General features: G+C 75.0%; 13 protein-coding genes. 12 read left to right on the forward strand and 1 reads right to left on the reverse strand.

All coding sequences use genetic code 11. The annotated features are described in order from the left end of the window. Positions 1 to 41: 41 nt before the first annotated feature. A complete protein-coding gene (locus tag ACFQ6N_RS03840; RefSeq protein WP_380646652.1) occupies positions 42 to 527 on the reverse strand; it encodes an ATP-binding protein in 486 nt (161 codons plus the stop codon). 205 nt (positions 528 to 732) lie between these two features. Here ACFQ6N_RS03840 and ACFQ6N_RS03845 point away from each other — a divergent pair, with 205 nt between their 5' ends. The 12 genes from ACFQ6N_RS03845 (at position 733) to argB (ending at position 16,193) form a co-directional block, all read left to right on the forward strand. After that, a complete protein-coding gene (locus tag ACFQ6N_RS03845; protein WP_380646654.1) occupies positions 733 to 906 on the forward strand; it encodes a CsbD family protein in 174 nt (57 codons plus the stop codon). Positions 907 to 1,305: 399 nt separating this feature from the next. Beyond that, the gene (locus tag ACFQ6N_RS03850; protein ID WP_380646655.1) at positions 1,306 to 5,247 is read left to right on the forward strand and encodes a BTAD domain-containing putative transcriptional regulator; all 3,942 of its coding nucleotides are present in this window, start codon (positions 1,306 to 1,308) and stop codon (positions 5,245 to 5,247) included. Positions 5,248 to 5,457: 210 nt separating this feature from the next. Further along, entirely contained in the window at positions 5,458 to 6,117 is a 660-nt protein-coding gene (locus ACFQ6N_RS03855; protein WP_380646656.1) for a 2OG-Fe(II) oxygenase, read from the forward strand. A gap of 108 nt (positions 6,118 to 6,225) precedes the next feature. Next, positions 6,226 to 7,566, forward strand: a complete 1,341-nt coding sequence (locus ACFQ6N_RS03860) for an acetyl-CoA carboxylase biotin carboxylase subunit family protein (protein ID WP_380646657.1) — start codon at positions 6,226 to 6,228, stop codon at positions 7,564 to 7,566. Between the two features lie 14 nt (positions 7,567 to 7,580). Continuing rightward, positions 7,581 to 9,041, forward strand: a complete 1,461-nt coding sequence (locus ACFQ6N_RS03865) for a B12-binding domain-containing radical SAM protein (protein ID WP_380646658.1) — start codon at positions 7,581 to 7,583, stop codon at positions 9,039 to 9,041. After that, positions 9,038 to 10,162 (forward strand): aminotransferase class I/II-fold pyridoxal phosphate-dependent enzyme, encoded by a 1,125-nt coding sequence (locus ACFQ6N_RS03870; protein WP_380646659.1) that lies wholly within the window; start codon positions 9,038 to 9,040, stop codon positions 10,160 to 10,162. Before ACFQ6N_RS03865 ends, ACFQ6N_RS03870 begins: the two co-directional genes overlap by 4 nt. Next, a complete protein-coding gene (locus tag ACFQ6N_RS03875; RefSeq protein ID WP_380646661.1) occupies positions 10,159 to 11,097 on the forward strand; it encodes a tyrosine-protein phosphatase in 939 nt (312 codons plus the stop codon). The genes ACFQ6N_RS03870 and ACFQ6N_RS03875 overlap by 4 nt, the downstream gene beginning before the upstream one ends. Continuing rightward, complete coding sequence (locus tag ACFQ6N_RS03880) at positions 11,088 to 11,729, forward strand: 2OG-Fe(II) oxygenase (RefSeq protein ID WP_380646662.1); 642 nt, start codon at positions 11,088 to 11,090, stop codon at positions 11,727 to 11,729. The genes ACFQ6N_RS03875 and ACFQ6N_RS03880 overlap by 10 nt, the downstream gene beginning before the upstream one ends. A 115-nt stretch (positions 11,730 to 11,844) precedes the next feature. Continuing rightward, positions 11,845 to 12,576: a 2OG-Fe dioxygenase family protein gene (locus ACFQ6N_RS03885; RefSeq protein WP_380646663.1), complete on the forward strand. Its 732-nt coding sequence runs from the start codon at positions 11,845 to 11,847 to the stop codon at positions 12,574 to 12,576. 47 nt (positions 12,577 to 12,623) lie between these two features. Continuing rightward, positions 12,624 to 13,391, forward strand: coding sequence for an SDR family NAD(P)-dependent oxidoreductase (locus ACFQ6N_RS03890; RefSeq protein WP_380646664.1), 768 nt, complete (start codon positions 12,624 to 12,626; stop codon positions 13,389 to 13,391). Between the two features lie 85 nt (positions 13,392 to 13,476). Continuing rightward, positions 13,477 to 15,231, forward strand: coding sequence for a carbamoyltransferase N-terminal domain-containing protein (locus tag ACFQ6N_RS03895; protein WP_380646665.1), 1,755 nt, complete (start codon positions 13,477 to 13,479; stop codon positions 15,229 to 15,231). Between the two features lie 86 nt (positions 15,232 to 15,317). Continuing rightward, the gene (gene argB / locus ACFQ6N_RS03900; protein ID WP_380646666.1) at positions 15,318 to 16,193 is read left to right on the forward strand and encodes an acetylglutamate kinase; all 876 of its coding nucleotides are present in this window, start codon (positions 15,318 to 15,320) and stop codon (positions 16,191 to 16,193) included. Positions 16,194 to 16,211: the final 18 nt, after the last annotated feature.

Raw genomic sequence — 16,211 nt, forward strand, 5'->3', positions numbered from 1 at the left:
CCTGCGGCGTCGGCCCGGCCTGGCGTCGCGGGCCCGTGGCGTCAGGCCGGGCGGCGGGCGTGTCGGGCGGGCGGGAGCGGGGAGGGCACCTCCAGCCAGACCCGCTTGCCCCCGCCCTCCGGTTCGCAGCCCCACGCCCGGGCGAGCCGGTCCACCACCCGCAGGCCGTGCCCGCCCGGAGGCCCCGGCCCGGCCGGAGAACCGGGCCCGGCACCGCGCCGCAGCCTCGGCGACACCGGGCTGTCGTCCAGCACCTCCACCCGCAGTCGGGAGCCGTCCCAGTCCAGCCGCAGTTCGCGCGGGCCGCCGGGAGCGTGCAGACAGGCGTTGCCGACCAGTTCCGCGACCATCAGCAGGACGTCCTCGGAGACGGCCCGCTGCTCGGTGTCGGCCGTCGGCAGCCACCGCCAGGACCACATCGCCTCCCGGCTGAACTCACGGCTGCGCCGGACCGCGCCCTCCGTGCCGGTGAAACCGAGCCGCCTCGCCCCTGCGGCCGGCCGCGACACTCCCTCCGGGTGGTCCATGGTCCGCGTCTGCCCGCCCCGGCCCCGGCTACACGCGCCGACGGCAGGGGCGACGCACAGGGGGCTCCGGGCAGAGGCTCCGGGCAGGAAGCGGCACCGGTCGGGAGCCGGTCCCGCAGGGCCGGTGTGGAAGTGCCCGTCCCGGGCACACGCGGCACCGGGGCCGCCACGGCCCCGGAACGGAATCACGAGAGGAGTGCACCCCGTGGGTACCGAGAACAAGATGCGCAACGTCGCGGAGAAGGCCCAGGGCAAGGCGAAGGAGGCCGTCGGGAAGGTCACCGGCGACCGGGTCGTCGAGGCCGAGGGCCGGGGCAAGCAGATGAAGGCCGACCTCAAGCAGGCGGCCGAGAAGGTCAAGGACGCCGGGAAGCACTGAAACGGGAAGCACCGGGCCCGGAAACCGGCGGCCGCCCGGCGCGGCCGCCGGTTCGCCCGCCGTACGCCCTCGGGGGCGCACGGCCTCCGGCGCCATCCCTCCGTGGTCGAACGGACACCCGGCCGGCGTTCACCAGTCGGGTGCCGCCGGACCGGGCTCCGACCGTCCCCGGCGTGGGCCTCCGGACCCGCCGCGACCGCCCCGACCTCGGCACCTTCCGCCGGCCGGCTCCTCGGCGGCGGGTGCGCCGACGCCCGGCGGGCGGCGCCGCGGCCGACGGATTCCCGCCCGGTCACGCGACTTGGACCGGTCCGCATCCCCGGGGTGCGTCATGGGCATGCAGGGGTTGTCAGGCTCTCGCGAAACGGCCCTGACGACGGGTATGACCAAGGGATAACCATGGCGCTGCACGACCTGTCTCCGCACGACCTGTCCCCGCATGACGAGGTGTCCCGGGACGAGGTGCCCCAGGACGGACGGGGGCCGGCACCGACCACCCGGCACCTGTCGGGGATCCCCGCACCCACACCCACGCCCACCCCCAGACCCGGCATCACGGTCGCCGTCTACGAGGGCGACCCGCTGTCCCGCGCGGGTGTGGTCGGCCACCTGGCCCGGCAGCACGACATGACGGTGGTCCGGGCGGAGGGTCGGCCGCCCGGGGAGGGCGAGTCCATCGCCGTCGCCCTCGTCGACCGCCTGGACGCTCCGACGGCGGCCCGGCTGCGCGAGCTGGCCGCCGGGGGCGGACGTCAGCTGGTGCTGGTCGTCGGGGAGGTCGACGGGGACCGGCCGGACCTGGTGCTGGAGACCGGTGCCACCACCGTGATCCGGCGTCACCAGGCCACCTCCGCCCGGCTCGTCGAGGCGATCCGCGCCGCCGCGCGGGGCCACGGGTACCTGCCGGAGGACCTGGTGCGGCGCAGGGCCGCAGCGGCGCCGCCCCGGGGTGCGACCGTGCCCGAGCAGTACGACGGACGGACGGCGCGGGACGGCACGGATGGCGACGGGCTCTCGCTCCGGGCGTTCGGCACGATGACGGCGCTGCGCGGGGGGCGCGAGCTGCCGCTCGGTCCGCCCCGGCACCGGGCGGTCCTGGGGCTGCTGCTCGCCCGGCCCGGCCGGGTGGTCCCGGCCGAGGAGCTGATCGAGGAGCTGTGGGGCGGACGCCCGCCGCAGCACCCCTCCGCCACCCTGCAGACGTACATCTCCCACCTGCGCCGCGCCCTGGCCCCGGGAACGGGACCGGCCCCGGCGGCGGGAGCGGGCGAGGCCGCCTCCCTCCTCCGCCACCGTCCCCCCGGCTACGTCCTGACGCTCGACCCCGAGCTGATCGACATCCACCGCTTCGAACGGCTGGTCGCCGACGGACGGCGGCACGCCGCCGCGCGCCGCTACGAACCGGCGCGCGACCGCCTCGCCGAGGCACTCGCGCTGTGGCGCGGCAGCCCCTTCCTCGAACTCACCTCCTACGCCCAGCTCGCCGAGGAGGGCGCCCGCCTCGAGAACGTACGGCTGGAGGCCGTGGAGATCCAGGCCGAGGCGTGGCTGGCCCTCGGCGAGCCGGACCTCGTGGTGTCGGCCCTCGAACGGGACGCGCGCCGGTACCCCGCGCAGGAGCGGTTGGTCGGACGGCTGATGGCCGGGCTGTACCGGTCGGGGCGGCAGGCCGAGGCGCTCCGGCTGTACGAACGCACCCGCGCCTACCTGGCCGAGGAACTGGGCGTCGACCCCGGGGCCGAACTCCAGGGCATCCACGTCGACATCCTCCGCCAGGCCCCCGCTCCGCCGGCCGCGGGCCGCATGGCGACCGGCCGTACGGAGGCGGCCCGTACGGAGGCGGCCGGCACACCGCCGCGCACCGATCCGGCGGAACGGCCGACCGCGCCGACCGCCCCGACCGCCCCGACAACGCCGCACCAACCGCCGCACCGCCCGCCGCCCCACCGCCTGCCCGCCCTCGGCACACCGGTCCACCACCCCTTCGAGGGCCGGGAGCGCGAACTCGTCGCGCTGGCCTCCTTCGTGGACTGCGCCCTGACCGGCGGGGGGCACCTGACGGCGGTCCGGGGAGAGGCCGGCATCGGCAAGACCGAACTGCTCGCGAAACTCGCCGCCCGGCTGGAGGGCGCCGGGGTGGACGTCGTCCGCGCCGGCTGCTGGAGCGGTGAGGGCGTTCCGTCCTACTGGGTGTGGCTGCAGGTGCTCCGCCAGTTGGAGGCCGCGCGTCCCGAGGAGTTCCGGGCGGCGCGGACGCGGTTCGGCGACCCGCTCGGACCACTACGGCCCGACGACCAGGGCGCGGCCACCGCCCCGGACGGCACCGCCGGGCCCCGGACGCGCTTCCTCGCCCACGACGCCGTCTGCGAGGCGATCCTCGCCGTCGTCGCGCGGCGCCCGCTGCTCCTGGCCCTGGAGGACCTGCACTGGGCCGACCCCCCGTCGCTGGAACTGCTCAGGATGCTCAGCACCCGTACGCACGGCCGGCCGCTGGGCATCGTGGTGACGGTACGGGAGTCGGGCATCAGCATCGAGCCGCCGTTCGACGAGCCGACCAGCGAGATCCTGGACAGCCCCAGGACCCGTACGGTCCGCCTGGAGGGGCTGTCGGAGCGGGCGGTCGGGGTGCTCGCCACCGCCCAGGCCGGTGCCGAGGTGAGCTCCGACGTGGTCCGCACGCTGCACGAGCGCAGCGGGGGAAACCCGTACCTGCTGGGCCAGTTGCTCTCCCTGCTGATCGACGGCGGCCGGCTCCTCGACCGCAAGGGCGCGCCGGCGGCCCTCGCCGAGATCCCGGCCGGCGTGAACGGCGTGCTGCGGCGCGGGTTCTCCGCCCTGCCGGAACCGGTCCTGCGGGTGCTGCACGGCTGTGCCGTGCTCGGCCCCGAGGTTGACCTCGGCCTGCTGAAGAAGGTGCTGGACGAGCGGCAGAGCCTGGCGTACGCGATAGAGCCGGCCGTCCGGGCCGGCCTGCTGCGCAAGGACCCCCGGGATCCCCGCCGGTTCTCCTTCACCCACGCGATCGTCCGGGAGGCGCTGCTGGGCCAGATGCGCTGCGAGGAGCGGGTCCGGCTGCACGCGAGGACGGCCGACGTCCTGGGCGCCTGCCGCGAGGACTCCGCCGGGGAGGCCGACCGCATCGCCCACCACGCGTGGGAGGCCTCCCCCGTCCTGCCCGCCGGCCAGGTCGTGCCGCACCTGCTCCGGGCGGGCGAGCAGGCCGGTCTGCGGCTGGCGTACGAGGAGTCCGAGATGTGGCTCCGGCGTGCCCTGCACCTCCTGCCGTGGCTGTCGGCGGACGATCCGGGCGCGGCGGAACTCGCCCTGTCCGTACGGCACAGGCTGGCCCGGGTCCTGGCGGCCACCCGCGGCTACGGGCACTCCGGCGCCGAGACCGCGTCCCACCGGGGCCCGGTCCCGCACACCTTCACGGGCAGCGACGCGGGCGGTTCCGTGGGCCCCGCCGACGGCCCCGCACTCACGGGCCCCGCCGACGAGTCCGTCCTGCTGTGGGAGCGGTGCCGCGCGCAGCTGGTGACCGGCCGCTACGGCAGGTCCATGCGCTCCGCCAAGCAGCTGCGGAGGATCGCCGAGGCCACCCGGGACCCGATGGCGGTGCTCTGCTCCTCGTACGGCATGGGCGTCCTGCTGCACGTGCGGGGCCAGTACACCGAGGCGCTGGCGCACCTGGACCGGGCCGGTGAGGTGGCCGACCGCTTCCCCCCGTACGAGCGCGCCGCGTTGGCCCCGGTCCTGCTGCACGACCCCCGGCTGCCGTGCCGCGGCTACCGCGCGCTCACCCTGTGGCTCCTGGGCTCCCGCGCGGCGGCCCGGCAGCAGTGCGAGGACCTGCTCGTCCTGACCGACGGCGCCGCCAGGCCCGCCGACCGGGCGCTCGCCCGCTACTTCCACGCCCTGCTGGCCGCGCTGTCCGGCGACGCCGGGACCGCCGCCCGGTCCGCCGCCCTGGGCCTGGAGACGGCCGCCGCGCACGGGCTGCGCTACTGGACCGCCATGCTGCAGGTGTGCCAGGGCTGGGCCCGCGCGCACTCCGCCGCCCCCGGGGACGGCAGGCACGACGGACCCGGCACGGGCGACGGCATCGCGCTGATCCAGTCGGCCGTCGCCGACCTGCGCGACAGCGGGACCGCCCTGCGCCGCACCCTGCACCTGGGTCTGCTCGCCCAGTCCCAGCACACCGCCGGACTCCTCCAGGACGAGGCGGCGACCCTGCGCCGCCTGGCGATGGAGGTGAGCCTGCGCGGGGAGTACGCGTACCTCAGCGAGCGGCTGCCCTTCAACGACCCGGCCGGCCACGGGCGGGACGCCACCACCCGGTAACCGGGGCGGGCCCGACCGGTGAGCCGGGGCGGCCCCGGCTGCAAGGGATCGGCAAGGTGGCCCGCAGCGGACGGGCGAGGCCTCGGCAAGGTGCCCGGCGCAGACTCGTGGCAACGGTCGACGGACCGCCTCGGCCGGGGCGACGGCGTGACGGACGGTGGTTCCGGTGCCCGCCACGACGTCGCGGCCGCAGACCAAGGAGGGTCTACGTTGTTCGACACGGAATCCGTCTTCGCGCGCATCGAATCCCCGTACCGGATCCACCTGGCGCAGCAGACGCTGCCCCGGGAGGAGGTGGCCGGGCTCTACTCCACCGTTCCGCTGGAGCGCGCCGCGTCCATCTCGCGCAACGACCCGAAACACGAGAAGCAGTACCGGATGAACCTGTTCTACCTGATGCTCAACGGCCGGCGGACCGCGGTCGCCGACGAGTTGCCGCCCGCCTGGTCCTCGCTCCTGGCGGACCTGACCGGCAGCCGGTTCACCGACTGGCTGTCGGCGGGCACGGGGGTGAAGCTCGACGGCCTGTACCTGGACATCGGGGTCTACACGCACCGCGAGGGCGACTACCTCTCCCCGCACAAGGACAAGACGGACAAGGCCATCACGGCCCTGCTCTACCTGAACGAGGACTGGCCGACCGAGGGGGGCGGGGAGTTCGAGGTCAGGGCCACCGGACGGTCCGCCGACAAGCCGGTGCTGAGCCTTCCGCCGAGGCCCGGCCAGTTCCTCGCCTTCGTGCCCACCGACCGGTCCTGGCACTCGGTCTCGCGGGTGGCGCCCGGGAACCCCGTCACCCGGCTGACGGTGCAGGTGGAGTACTGGTTCGAGCGGGTCGACCGGTACCGCGCCGAGATGTCCACCAAGTGACGGAACGTCCACCAAGTGACGGAACGTCCGCCGAGTGACGGGCTTTCGCCGAGTGGCAACTGGCCGCCGAGCGACCGCAGTTCCGCCCCATGACCCGAAGGAGCCGATGTGCCGTCCAGTGACGGGCCGCCGTACCTGCTGCTGAACACCAAGAGCATCCTGCACCGCCTGCCGGAGTGGTTCCCGGACGCCGGACAGGACCTGGTCGTGGTCAGCACGCCGGGCGCCCTGGCCGGAGCGGACGCCGCCGACCGGGCGCGGGACTTCCGGCACCTGCACCTGCTGGACTCCTTCGACGGCCCGTCCGTGGAGGACGAGTTGGCGGCGCTGGCGGAGCGCTTCGGGGTGCGGCGCGTCCTGTCGACGGGCGAACGTGACGTGCTGCGGGCCGCCCGGCTCCGCGAGCGGCTGGGGCTGCCGGGGCAGGACGTGCCGGCCGCCACCGCCTACCGCGACAAGTACGTGATGAAGTCGCTGCTGGCCGCCGCCGGGGTGCCGGTGGCCCCGATGCGCAGGCTCCGGAGCGTCCGCGACCTCACCGGCTTCGCGGAGGAGTTCGGCTTCCCGGTGGTGGTCAAGCGCCTGGACGCCGGCGGTTCGAACGGCACCCGGGTGCTCTGGGACCGCGCCGGGCTGGACGGCTTCGCGGCCGGCTGGGACCCGGGGCGGCCCGGCGCGCCGCAGCTCGCCGAGGCCTGGGTCGAGGGCGACTTCTACCAGGTGAACGGTCTGATGGACGACGGACGGATCGTCCTGGGCCAGCCGTCCTGCCACCCCTACTCCGACTGGTTCTCGGTGGCGTTCGACGCGCCGGGCATGAGCGGCATGATGTCCGACGCGCACCCGCTCTCCGCGCGCCTCGGGCGCACCGCGGCGGACGTCGTGGCGGCCCTGCCGCCCACCCCGGGGCTGACCGCCTTCCAGGTCGAGGTCTTCCACACGCCGGACGACCGCCTGGTGGTGTGCGAGGCGGCCTGCCGGGCCGGCGGCTCCCGCATGGTCGACACCCACGAGGCCACGCTCGGCGTGAACCTGCACGGCGCGAGCCTGCTCGGGCAGGCCGGGCTCGGCGACCGGGTCGTCGTCGCGCCCACCGGGGAGCGCCAGGGCTACGCCCGGTTCCCCCCGGCCCGCGGCGTCCTGCGCCGGCTGCCCCGGCACTGCCCGCTGCCCGCGACGCTCAGCTACTCGGCCCCCGGCGAGGAGGGCCGCGCCTACGACGGCTCCACCGCCCTCGGGCCGTACGTCGCGGAGGTCGTCTTCTCCCTCTCCGGCCCGGACACCGCGGCCGAGATGCGCGAGGTCGAGCAGTGGTGGGACGACAACGTCGTCTGGGAGGACCGGCGGAACGCGGTCCCCGACCGCTGGAAGGCGACCGCGCGCACACCCCGCGCGATGCCGGCGGCGATGTCGCGGGCGACCGGCTCCACCGCACCGTCCGGCAACTGACGAAGGAGCGATCCATGTCCGAACGAGCCGACACCGCCGGGCCGCCACGGCCCGGCCACGACGACCCGACACGGGTGCTGGTCATCTGGCCGCCCCAGGTGCTCAGTTACTTCAACGCGGGGCACCACCTGGCGCTGTACCAGGTCGCCGGTCACCTCAGGGCCGTCCTGCCCGGCGCCACCGTCACGGCGGTCGACGCCAGCGTCCGGCGGCTCACCTGGAAGGACGTCGGGAACGACCTCTTCCAGCAGCAGTACGACGTGATCGCCGTCATGAACGACTTCGACGGCGTCGACGGGCTGCGCCGGTTCGTGACGTACGCCCGGTCGCTCAGCCCCCGGGCCCGGATCGTCACCTTCGGCCGGCTCAGCGGCGTCAACCCCGCGTACTTCCGGACCTTCGCGCTCGACGCGGTCGTGGAGAACGGGGACTTCGAGGCGGGCGTCGCCGCGGCCGTGGACGTCTTCCGGGGCCTCGCCGAGACGGCTCCCGGCGTGCACCTGCGCCGCCCGGAGGGCTGGGCGGCCCCCGCCCGCCCGGGCACCGTCCTGCCCTCGGAACAGTGGCACCTGCCCGAGCCGCACGAGATCCCGTACCAGCGCTACGACGAGCTGTACCACGACGACGCCAACAAGTTCTGCGGCATCCCCCGGCGGCGCGAACTGGTCGTCCCGGCGGCCCGGGGCTGCCCGATCGGCTGCTCGTACTGCGAGGTCCACCCCATCTTCGGCAAGCGGGAGCGCCGGCTGACGGTGGCGCGGACGCTGGAGTACATCGAGCGGTCCTTCGACGCCGCGCCGTTCGAGTACGTCGCCTTCTACGCCCCGACGTTCACCCTGGACCGCCGCTGGACGACGGAACTGTGCGAACGGCTCACCGGGCTCGGCTCGCCGTACCCGTGGAAGTGCGCCACCACGCTGCACCACCTGGACGCGGACCTGGTCGCGACGATGGGCCGGGCGGGCTGCATCCGGATCAGCGTCGGCCTGGAGACGCTCGACCCGGAGGGGCACGACGCCCTGCCCCGGTCGAAGCGCAAGTCCGAACAGGACCTGGACGACCTGTCGGCCTGGTGCTCGGCCGCCGGGATCGAGCTCAACTGCTTCGTCATGGTGGGCCTTCCCGGGAGCTCGACCGCCGGGGTCCGCCGCACCGTCGCCAAGGTGCGGGAGCTCGGCGGCCGGTCCCGGCCCACCGTGTACACGCCCTGGGAGGCCACCCGTGCGGACATGACGGACGAGGAGATGGCAGCGTTCAACCGCCAGCTGTTCGTGCCCGGGACCCACAACCTCGACGCCGAGGAGCTGCGCGAGGCGTACGACGTGGTGTTCGGGCGGCAGCCGGACGTGACGGCCGTCTTCGAGAAGGTCCCGGAGCGCGCGCCGGAGGGCGCGGCCAAGGACATTGGGGCACAGGGCATCGGGGCACAGGGCATCGGGGCACAGGACGGCGCGGCCGTGCGGGTGGCGTCATGACCCTCGACACCCTGCCCGGCGGTCCGGGCACCCTGGACTCGCCGTTCCTGCGCCCCAGCGCGGGGCTGTTCCGCAACCGGCGCACCCGCCGCCCCGGCGAGGTGAACCTGAAGAGCTGCGGCCTGCTCCACCCCCGGGCCGCCGCCGTGCACGCACAGACGCTCGGGCAGCTCGACCCGGTCGACGTCCTGACCTACCCGGACTACCGGCCCGCCTACGCGATGCTCGCCGAGCGCCTGGGGACGACGCCCGACTCCCTGGTCCTCACCGCGGGCTCCGATCCGGGCCTGGGCCTGCTGACCCGGGCGTTCCCCTCGGTCACCCGGATCGTGCTGCACCACCCGAACTACGACGGCTGGTCGAAGTTCGCCCGCATCGCCGGCTGCGAACCGGACCCGGTGCCGGCCGACCCGGCGACCGGCCGCTTCGTCCTCGGCGACCTGCTGCCCAGGCTCCGTCAGGGCCCGCCCGCCTTCGTCGTCGTCACGCAGCCGCACAGCCTCACCGGCCAGGTGCACGAGGCGCGGCAGCTCGCGGAGCTGGCGGAGGCGGTCGGGGCGCACGGCAGCCTGCTGGTCCTGGACACCGCCTACCTCGCCTTCACCGAGGGCGGTGAGGAGCTGGTGCGCGGGCTCACGGGCCTGCGGCACGTGGTGCGGGTGAACAGCTTCTCCAAGTGCTACGGGCTCTCCGGTGCGCGGATCGCCGTGCTCGTCGCCCACCCCGCCACCGCGCGGCACCTGTTCGACCTGGACCCGGAGGCGCCGGTGTCCGCCGTCGCCCTGGCGCTGCTTCAGGGGTCGCTGCGCCGGCACGGGGTCTTCGAGGAGGTGTGGGCGGAGGTCCGCGGGCTGCGGGCCCGGTTCGCCGAGCGGGTCGAGGAGGCGCTGCCCGGGTGGCGGTCCCGGCCCGGCGGCGGGAACTTCGTCACCTGGGACGTCCCCGGCCCCGGGCAGGCCGCGTCGGCGACCGGCCACCTCCACGAGCACGGCATCGTGATCCGCGACCTGTCGGGCCTGCCCGGGCTGCCCGCGGCCCTGCGCATCGCGGTCGCCGACGGGCCGACCGTGGACCGGGTCGTCGACCTGCTCCGGACCTGGCGGGAAGGGTTCGCCGAGTGAGCGCCCCGTCGAGCAGGGAACCGAGCAGGGAGCCGGCCGGGGCGCCGGCTGCGGGGCCGATCGGGGAGCCGGCCGGGGCGTCTGCCGGGGAGCTGTCCGGACGCCCGCCGGGGTCCGCGGCCGGCACCCGCACGATCGCCCTGCCCGGGCTGCCCAACGTCCGCGACAGCGGCGGCCTGTCCGGGCCGCGCGGGACCCGGCTGCGCCGAGGGGTCCTGCTGCGCGGCCCAGCCCCCTCCCCCGGGACGGCGCCGGCCCTGGACGCGCTGGGCGTGCGGACCGTGGTCGACCTGCGTCAGCAGGCCGAGCGGGAGGTGGTGGACGGGCCGGGCCACACCCGCGCCCGGGTGCTGCGCCGCCCGGTGTGGGGGGACATGAGCGGCATCCGGGGCACCACCCGCCCGGCCCAGAGCGCCTACCTGGCCAACTACCGCAGCATGCTGGAGATCGCGGCGCCGGTCGCCGTGGAGGTCGTCGAGCTGCTGGCGCGGGCCGGCACCGCGCCGGTCTACGTCTGCTGCACCGTCGGCAAGGACCGCACCGGCGTGGTCTGCGCGCTGGTCCTGCGGGGGCTGGGCGTGCGGCTCGCGGACGTCACCAACGACTACGCGCTGACCGGCCGGGCCTACCGGGCGCTGCGGCCGGGGGACCCCCGCCCGGAGTGGTCCTACCAGGGCTCCCTCGACGAGCTCCGGGCCCGCACCGCCAGCCCGGCGGTGACCATGCGCGCCCTGCTCGACGGCATCGAACGGGAGCACGGGTCCGTCGGCGCCTTCCTCGAAGGGCACGGGCTGTCGCCGGGGACCAGGCGGGATGCCGGGGAGCGGGTCTTCGAACCGAGGGTCTTCGGATCGCGGGTCCTCGAACCCCGACCCGCCGGAGCGCGGCCCTTCGACCAGTGCGTGCCCCAGGAGAGGACCCGACCATGTCCGTGATCGACATCCCCGCACTCGCCGGCGCCGAGCTGCTCCGCGACCCGTACGAGCACGCGGTGCTGACGCGCTCCTTCACCGACGACGCCTCGGCCCGCGCCCTGCGCGAGGAGTTCACCGCGGCGGGGTTCACCCGCCACGAGCGGCGCGCGGACACCGAAGGCGGCAAGAAGTACCTGATGCACAACCGGACGCTGGTCGCCGACGGCACACCGGACCCGCAGGGCGTGGCCGAACTATCCGACACCTGGCAGCGGCTGGTCGGCGACGTCCTGTCGGAGGAGTACCGGGCCGCGCTGTCCGCGCTCACCGGCACGGGCCTCGACGACTGCGCCGTCGAGGCCCGGATGACCCGCTACGCGCGGGCCTGCTGGATCGAGCCCCACACCGACCGCCCCGACAAGGCGGTCACCCACCTCTTCTACTTCAACCGCGCCTGGCGGGCCGAGTGGAACGGCGACCTGCACGTGCTGCGCGGACCGCGCCTCGCCGACTGCGCCCGGCGCGTCCCGCCGCTCCTGGGCACCTCGGTGGTGCTCGTCCGCTCCGACCACTCGTGGCACGGGGTGCCGCCGGTGGCGGAGGACTGCCCCGAGGACCGGCTGGCGCTGCTGGTCCACTTCGTCCGGCCCTGAGCCGCCCGGCCCCCGGTCCGCCGGACCCTGAACCGCCAGGCCCCCGGTCCGCCGGACCCTGAACCGCCAGGCCCCGAACCGTCTCTGATCCGTCCGTCCCTGCCCGGAGCAGCTCATGCACATCCTGTCCGACCCCGCCATCGCCACCTCGGTGGACGTCACCGGCGACATCGTGCGCACGGGATTCTCCATCGTCGACGGCGCCGACTTCCGCCTCACCGGGACGGCCCGCGACGGCGTCGCCGCCTTCGCCGCGTCGTACGACGACCTGCCGCCCGACCCGTACCTGCCGGACGGCGGCAGCTACCGCTACCGGCGGCACACCCGGTACGCGTACGACACCGGCACCGGTGAGCTCGCCGTGACCGAGAACCCCGGCTACTTCCAGACCCGCGAGAACAACCCCTTCGCCGGCGGCCGGACGCGCAAGTACGAGGAGCTGGACGCGACGGTCCGGTTCAACCCGTTCCTGTCCGCCCTCATCGCCTTCAACGTCGGCCGGCTGCCGCTGCCGCAGGTGCGGCGCTGGGCCGTGCAGGCGCACTGCGTGCGCATCGTCGCCCGCGCGGACCAGGCGGGCAGGCCGACACCCGAGGGCGTGCACCGGGACGGCTGCACCTTCATCAGCCTGCACATGGTGGACCGCCGCAACATCGCGGGAGGGCTCACCTCCGTCTACAGCCCCGAGGGGGAACCGATCACCGAGAAGCTCTTCACCGCGCACCTCGACTCCCTGTACGGCGAGGACGTCCGGATCCGGCACGGGGTGGGGGACGTATCCGTCGCCGACCCCGCCGCCGGCCCGGGCACCCGCGACATGCTCCTGATGAGCTACGACCCGCTGTAGCCCGCGGACCACACCACAGGTCGGTCGGCTCGCGGGATGGAGGGGACATGAACACTCTGGAAGACGGCGCCGTCATGGTGTCGGGGGCCTCATCGGGGTTCGGCCACCGCACGGCCCAACTGCTGGCCGAGGCGGGCCACACCGTGGTCGCCGTGGCCCGGCGCGGCGGGCGCCTCGACGCCCTGTCCGCGTCGGCGGAGCGCGGCCGCATCCTCCCGGTCACGGCGGACGTCCGGGACCGGGACGAGCTGGAGAAGGCCCTGGACGGCCTCCCGGACGACTGTCCGCCGATCGTGGCGCTGGTGAACAACGCCGGCCTGTCACGCGGGTTCGGCCCGATCCAGGACGCCGATCCCGGGCACTGGCGGGACATGGTGGACACCAACATCACCGGGGTGCTCAACGCCACCTCGCTGCTGCTCCCCCGGCTCATCGCCGGCGGGCGCGGACACATCGTCAACATCGGTTCCATCGCTGCGCGTTACCCCTACTCGGGCGGGAACGTCTACGCCGCGACCAAGGCGTTCGTCCACCAGCTCAGCCTGAGCATGCGCACCGACCTCGCGGGCACCGGCGTCCGGGTCACCTGCATCGCCCCCGGGATGGCCAGGACGGAGTTCGCCCTGGTCCGGTACGACGGGGACGAGCAGCGGGCGGAGCGGCTCTACGACGGGGTCGTCCCACTGACGGCGGACGACATCGCGGAGACCGTCGTGTGGTGCCTGTCGCGCCCGCCACGCGTCAACGTCAACATGGTCGAGATCATGCCCACCGACCAGCCGTTCGGCCTCGGCTTCGCACCGCGCCGGACCTGACAGCCGTCCCGGCCCTGCCACCGCCCCGGCGTGCCTTCCCGGGCCGACACCGCGTTCACCACAACTCTGCGAGGAGCCCAAGAGCATGATCGTATGCGGACTCAAGCTGACGCACGACGGAGCCGTCGCCCTGGTCGAGGACGGCCGGCTGGTCTTCAGCGTCGAGATGGAGAAACTGGCGAACAACCCGCGCTACAGCACCATTTCGGACCTCGACGTCGTCCCGGACGTCCTCGCCGCCTTCGGCTACCGGCCCTCCGACGTCCACGCCTGGGTCGTCGACGGCTGGGACGGCGACAAGCCCGGGACGGTCGAGACCTCCGTGGGCGGCGTACCGGTCGAACTCGCCGTCGGGCCCTACCGCGAGTCCGTCCACTCCCCGGACCTGGTCAGCCCCTCGGTCACCGGCGACATCCCCGTCGGCGGCCGGGCCCGCCCCTACACCAGCTACACGCACGCGGCGGGCCACGTCCTCAGCACCTACTGCTCCAGCGCCTTCGCCCGGCACGGCGAGCCCTCGTTCGTGCTGATCTGGGACGGCGGCATGTTCCCCCGGCTCTACTGGGTCGACCCGGCCACCGGGGTGGAGAACGGCGGCTCGCTGTTCCCCCTGATCGGGCACACCTACGCGACGGCCGGCCACCACTTCGGCCCGTTCCGCCGGGCGAACCAGTCCGACACCGTCGACGACCTGTCGGTGGCGGGGAAACTGATGGCCTACATCGCCCTGGGCGAGCCCCGGCCGCCCGTCCTGGCGGTGCTCCGCGAGACCTTCCACGCGTCCTTCGAGAGCGACACCGCCGAGGCCGTGCGGTACCGAGGCGCCGTCGGCGGGTTCGGCAGCCTCTTCGAGCCCTCGATGCCGCCGCTGCACGCGTTCTACCGCACCGTGCGCGAGCGGGTGGAACCCCTCGGCCTGCCCGACGAGGACGTGCTGGCCTCCGTGCACCTGTTCCTCCAGGAACTCCTGGCCGAACGGCTCGACGCCACGATCCGCCGCTGGAAGGGCGACGGTCCGTGGAACCTGTGCTTCGCCGGCGGCTGCGCCCTGAACATCAAGTGGAACAGCGCCCTGCGCGCACTGCCGCTGGTGGGCGCGATGTGGGTCCCGCCGTTCCCCAACGACGCCGGATCCGCCATCGGCGCCGCCGCCCTCGGCATGATCCGGCACACCGGGATACGGCCCATCGACTGGCACCCCAGGCTCGGCCCCGCCCTCGGCCCGGCCCCCGGGCTCCCTGTCGACGGCACGGACGGCGGCCTGGCCCCCGGCCTCCCCGACGGCTGGACGGCCCGGCCCTGCACCCCGCAGGAACTGGCCCGGGTACTGCACGACACCGGCGAACCGGTGGTCGTGCTCGACGGCCGCGCCGAACTCGGGCCCCGGGCCCTGGGCGGCCGCAGCATCCTCGCCGCGGCGACCCGGGCGGAGACCAAGGACGCGCTCAACCGGATCAAGGGGCGCGAGCACTACCGTCCGGTCGCCCCGATCTGCCTGGTGGAGGAGGCACCGGCGATCTTCGACCCCGGCACCCCCGACCCCCACATGCTGTTCGACCACGCGGTGCGGCCCGAGTGGCTCTCCCGCGTCCCCGCGGTCGTCCACCTCGACGGCACGGCGAGGCTCCAGACCGTCGCCGCACAGGACGACCCCGTCCTGGCCGGGATCCTGACGGAATACCACCGGCTCAGCGGCGTGCCGGTGCTCTGCAACACCAGCGCCAACCTCAACGGCAGCGGCTTCTTCCCCGACGTGGCGTCCGCGCTCGCCTGGGGGGCCGTCGACCGGGTCTGGAGCGGGGGCACCCTGTACCACCGGACCGCCGCGGCCGGCTCGTGAGGACCGGCCCCGGCCCGCAGGGGCCGCCGCCCGCCGCCGTGTCGCCCTCGTCCCCGGCGCCCGGCCCGGTGGGGGCCTCGTCCCCGGTGCCCGACACTGCCGGGGCCGCGTCCCCGTTGCCCGACGCCGTCGGGGCCGCCGACCCGCTGGGCCGCCTGCGCGGCAGCACGGTACTGGTCAAGGCCGGCGGGAAGGTCCTGGAGGACCCACAGGCCGGCCGGTCCTTCGCGGAGGACCTGGTCGCCCTGTGGCGGGCCGGGATCCGGCCCGTCGTCGTCCACGGCGGCGGCCCGCAGATCGACGCCCACCTGAAGCGGCTCGGGCTGCGGCCGGAGTTCGTCCGGGGGCTGCGGGTCACCACCGCGCAGACCATCCAGGTGGTGCGCATGGTGCTGGCCGGCCAGGTACAGCGCGACCTCGTCGGCCTGCTCAACCGGCACGGCCCGCTCGCCGTCGGGATGACCGGCGAGGACGCCAACACGCTGACGGCCGTCCGGCGGCCCGCGCTGGACGACGGCGTACCCGTCGACATCGGCCTGGTCGGCGAGGTCACCGAGGTGGACGACGGCGCCCTGCGCACCCTCCTCGCCGACCACCGCATCCCGGTCGTGTCCAGCCTCGCCCGCGGCGCCGACGGGGTGGTCTACAACGTCAACGCCGACCTGGCCGCGGCCGCGCTCGCCACCGCCCTGCGCGCCGAGGCCCTCGTCCTGGTGACGGACGTCCCCGGGCTCTACCGGCACTGGCCCGACACCGACGGCCTGATCCCCCGGCTCACCGCCGACGAGGCCGAGGAGTTCCTGCCGCGCCTGTCCCACGGCATGGCCCCCAAGCTGGAAGCCTGCGTACGGGCGGTGCGCTCGGGCGTCCCCGCCGCGACCATCCTCGACGGCCGGGCACCGCACGCACTGCTGGCGCACTTCCGCGCCGAGCACCACCACGGCACGACGGTCGGGCCGTGAGACGACAGGAGCCCGCAG

It is taken from the genome of Kitasatospora sp. NPDC056446, from assembly GCF_042796115.1.
GTDB lineage: Bacteria > Actinomycetota > Actinomycetes > Streptomycetales > Streptomycetaceae > Kitasatospora.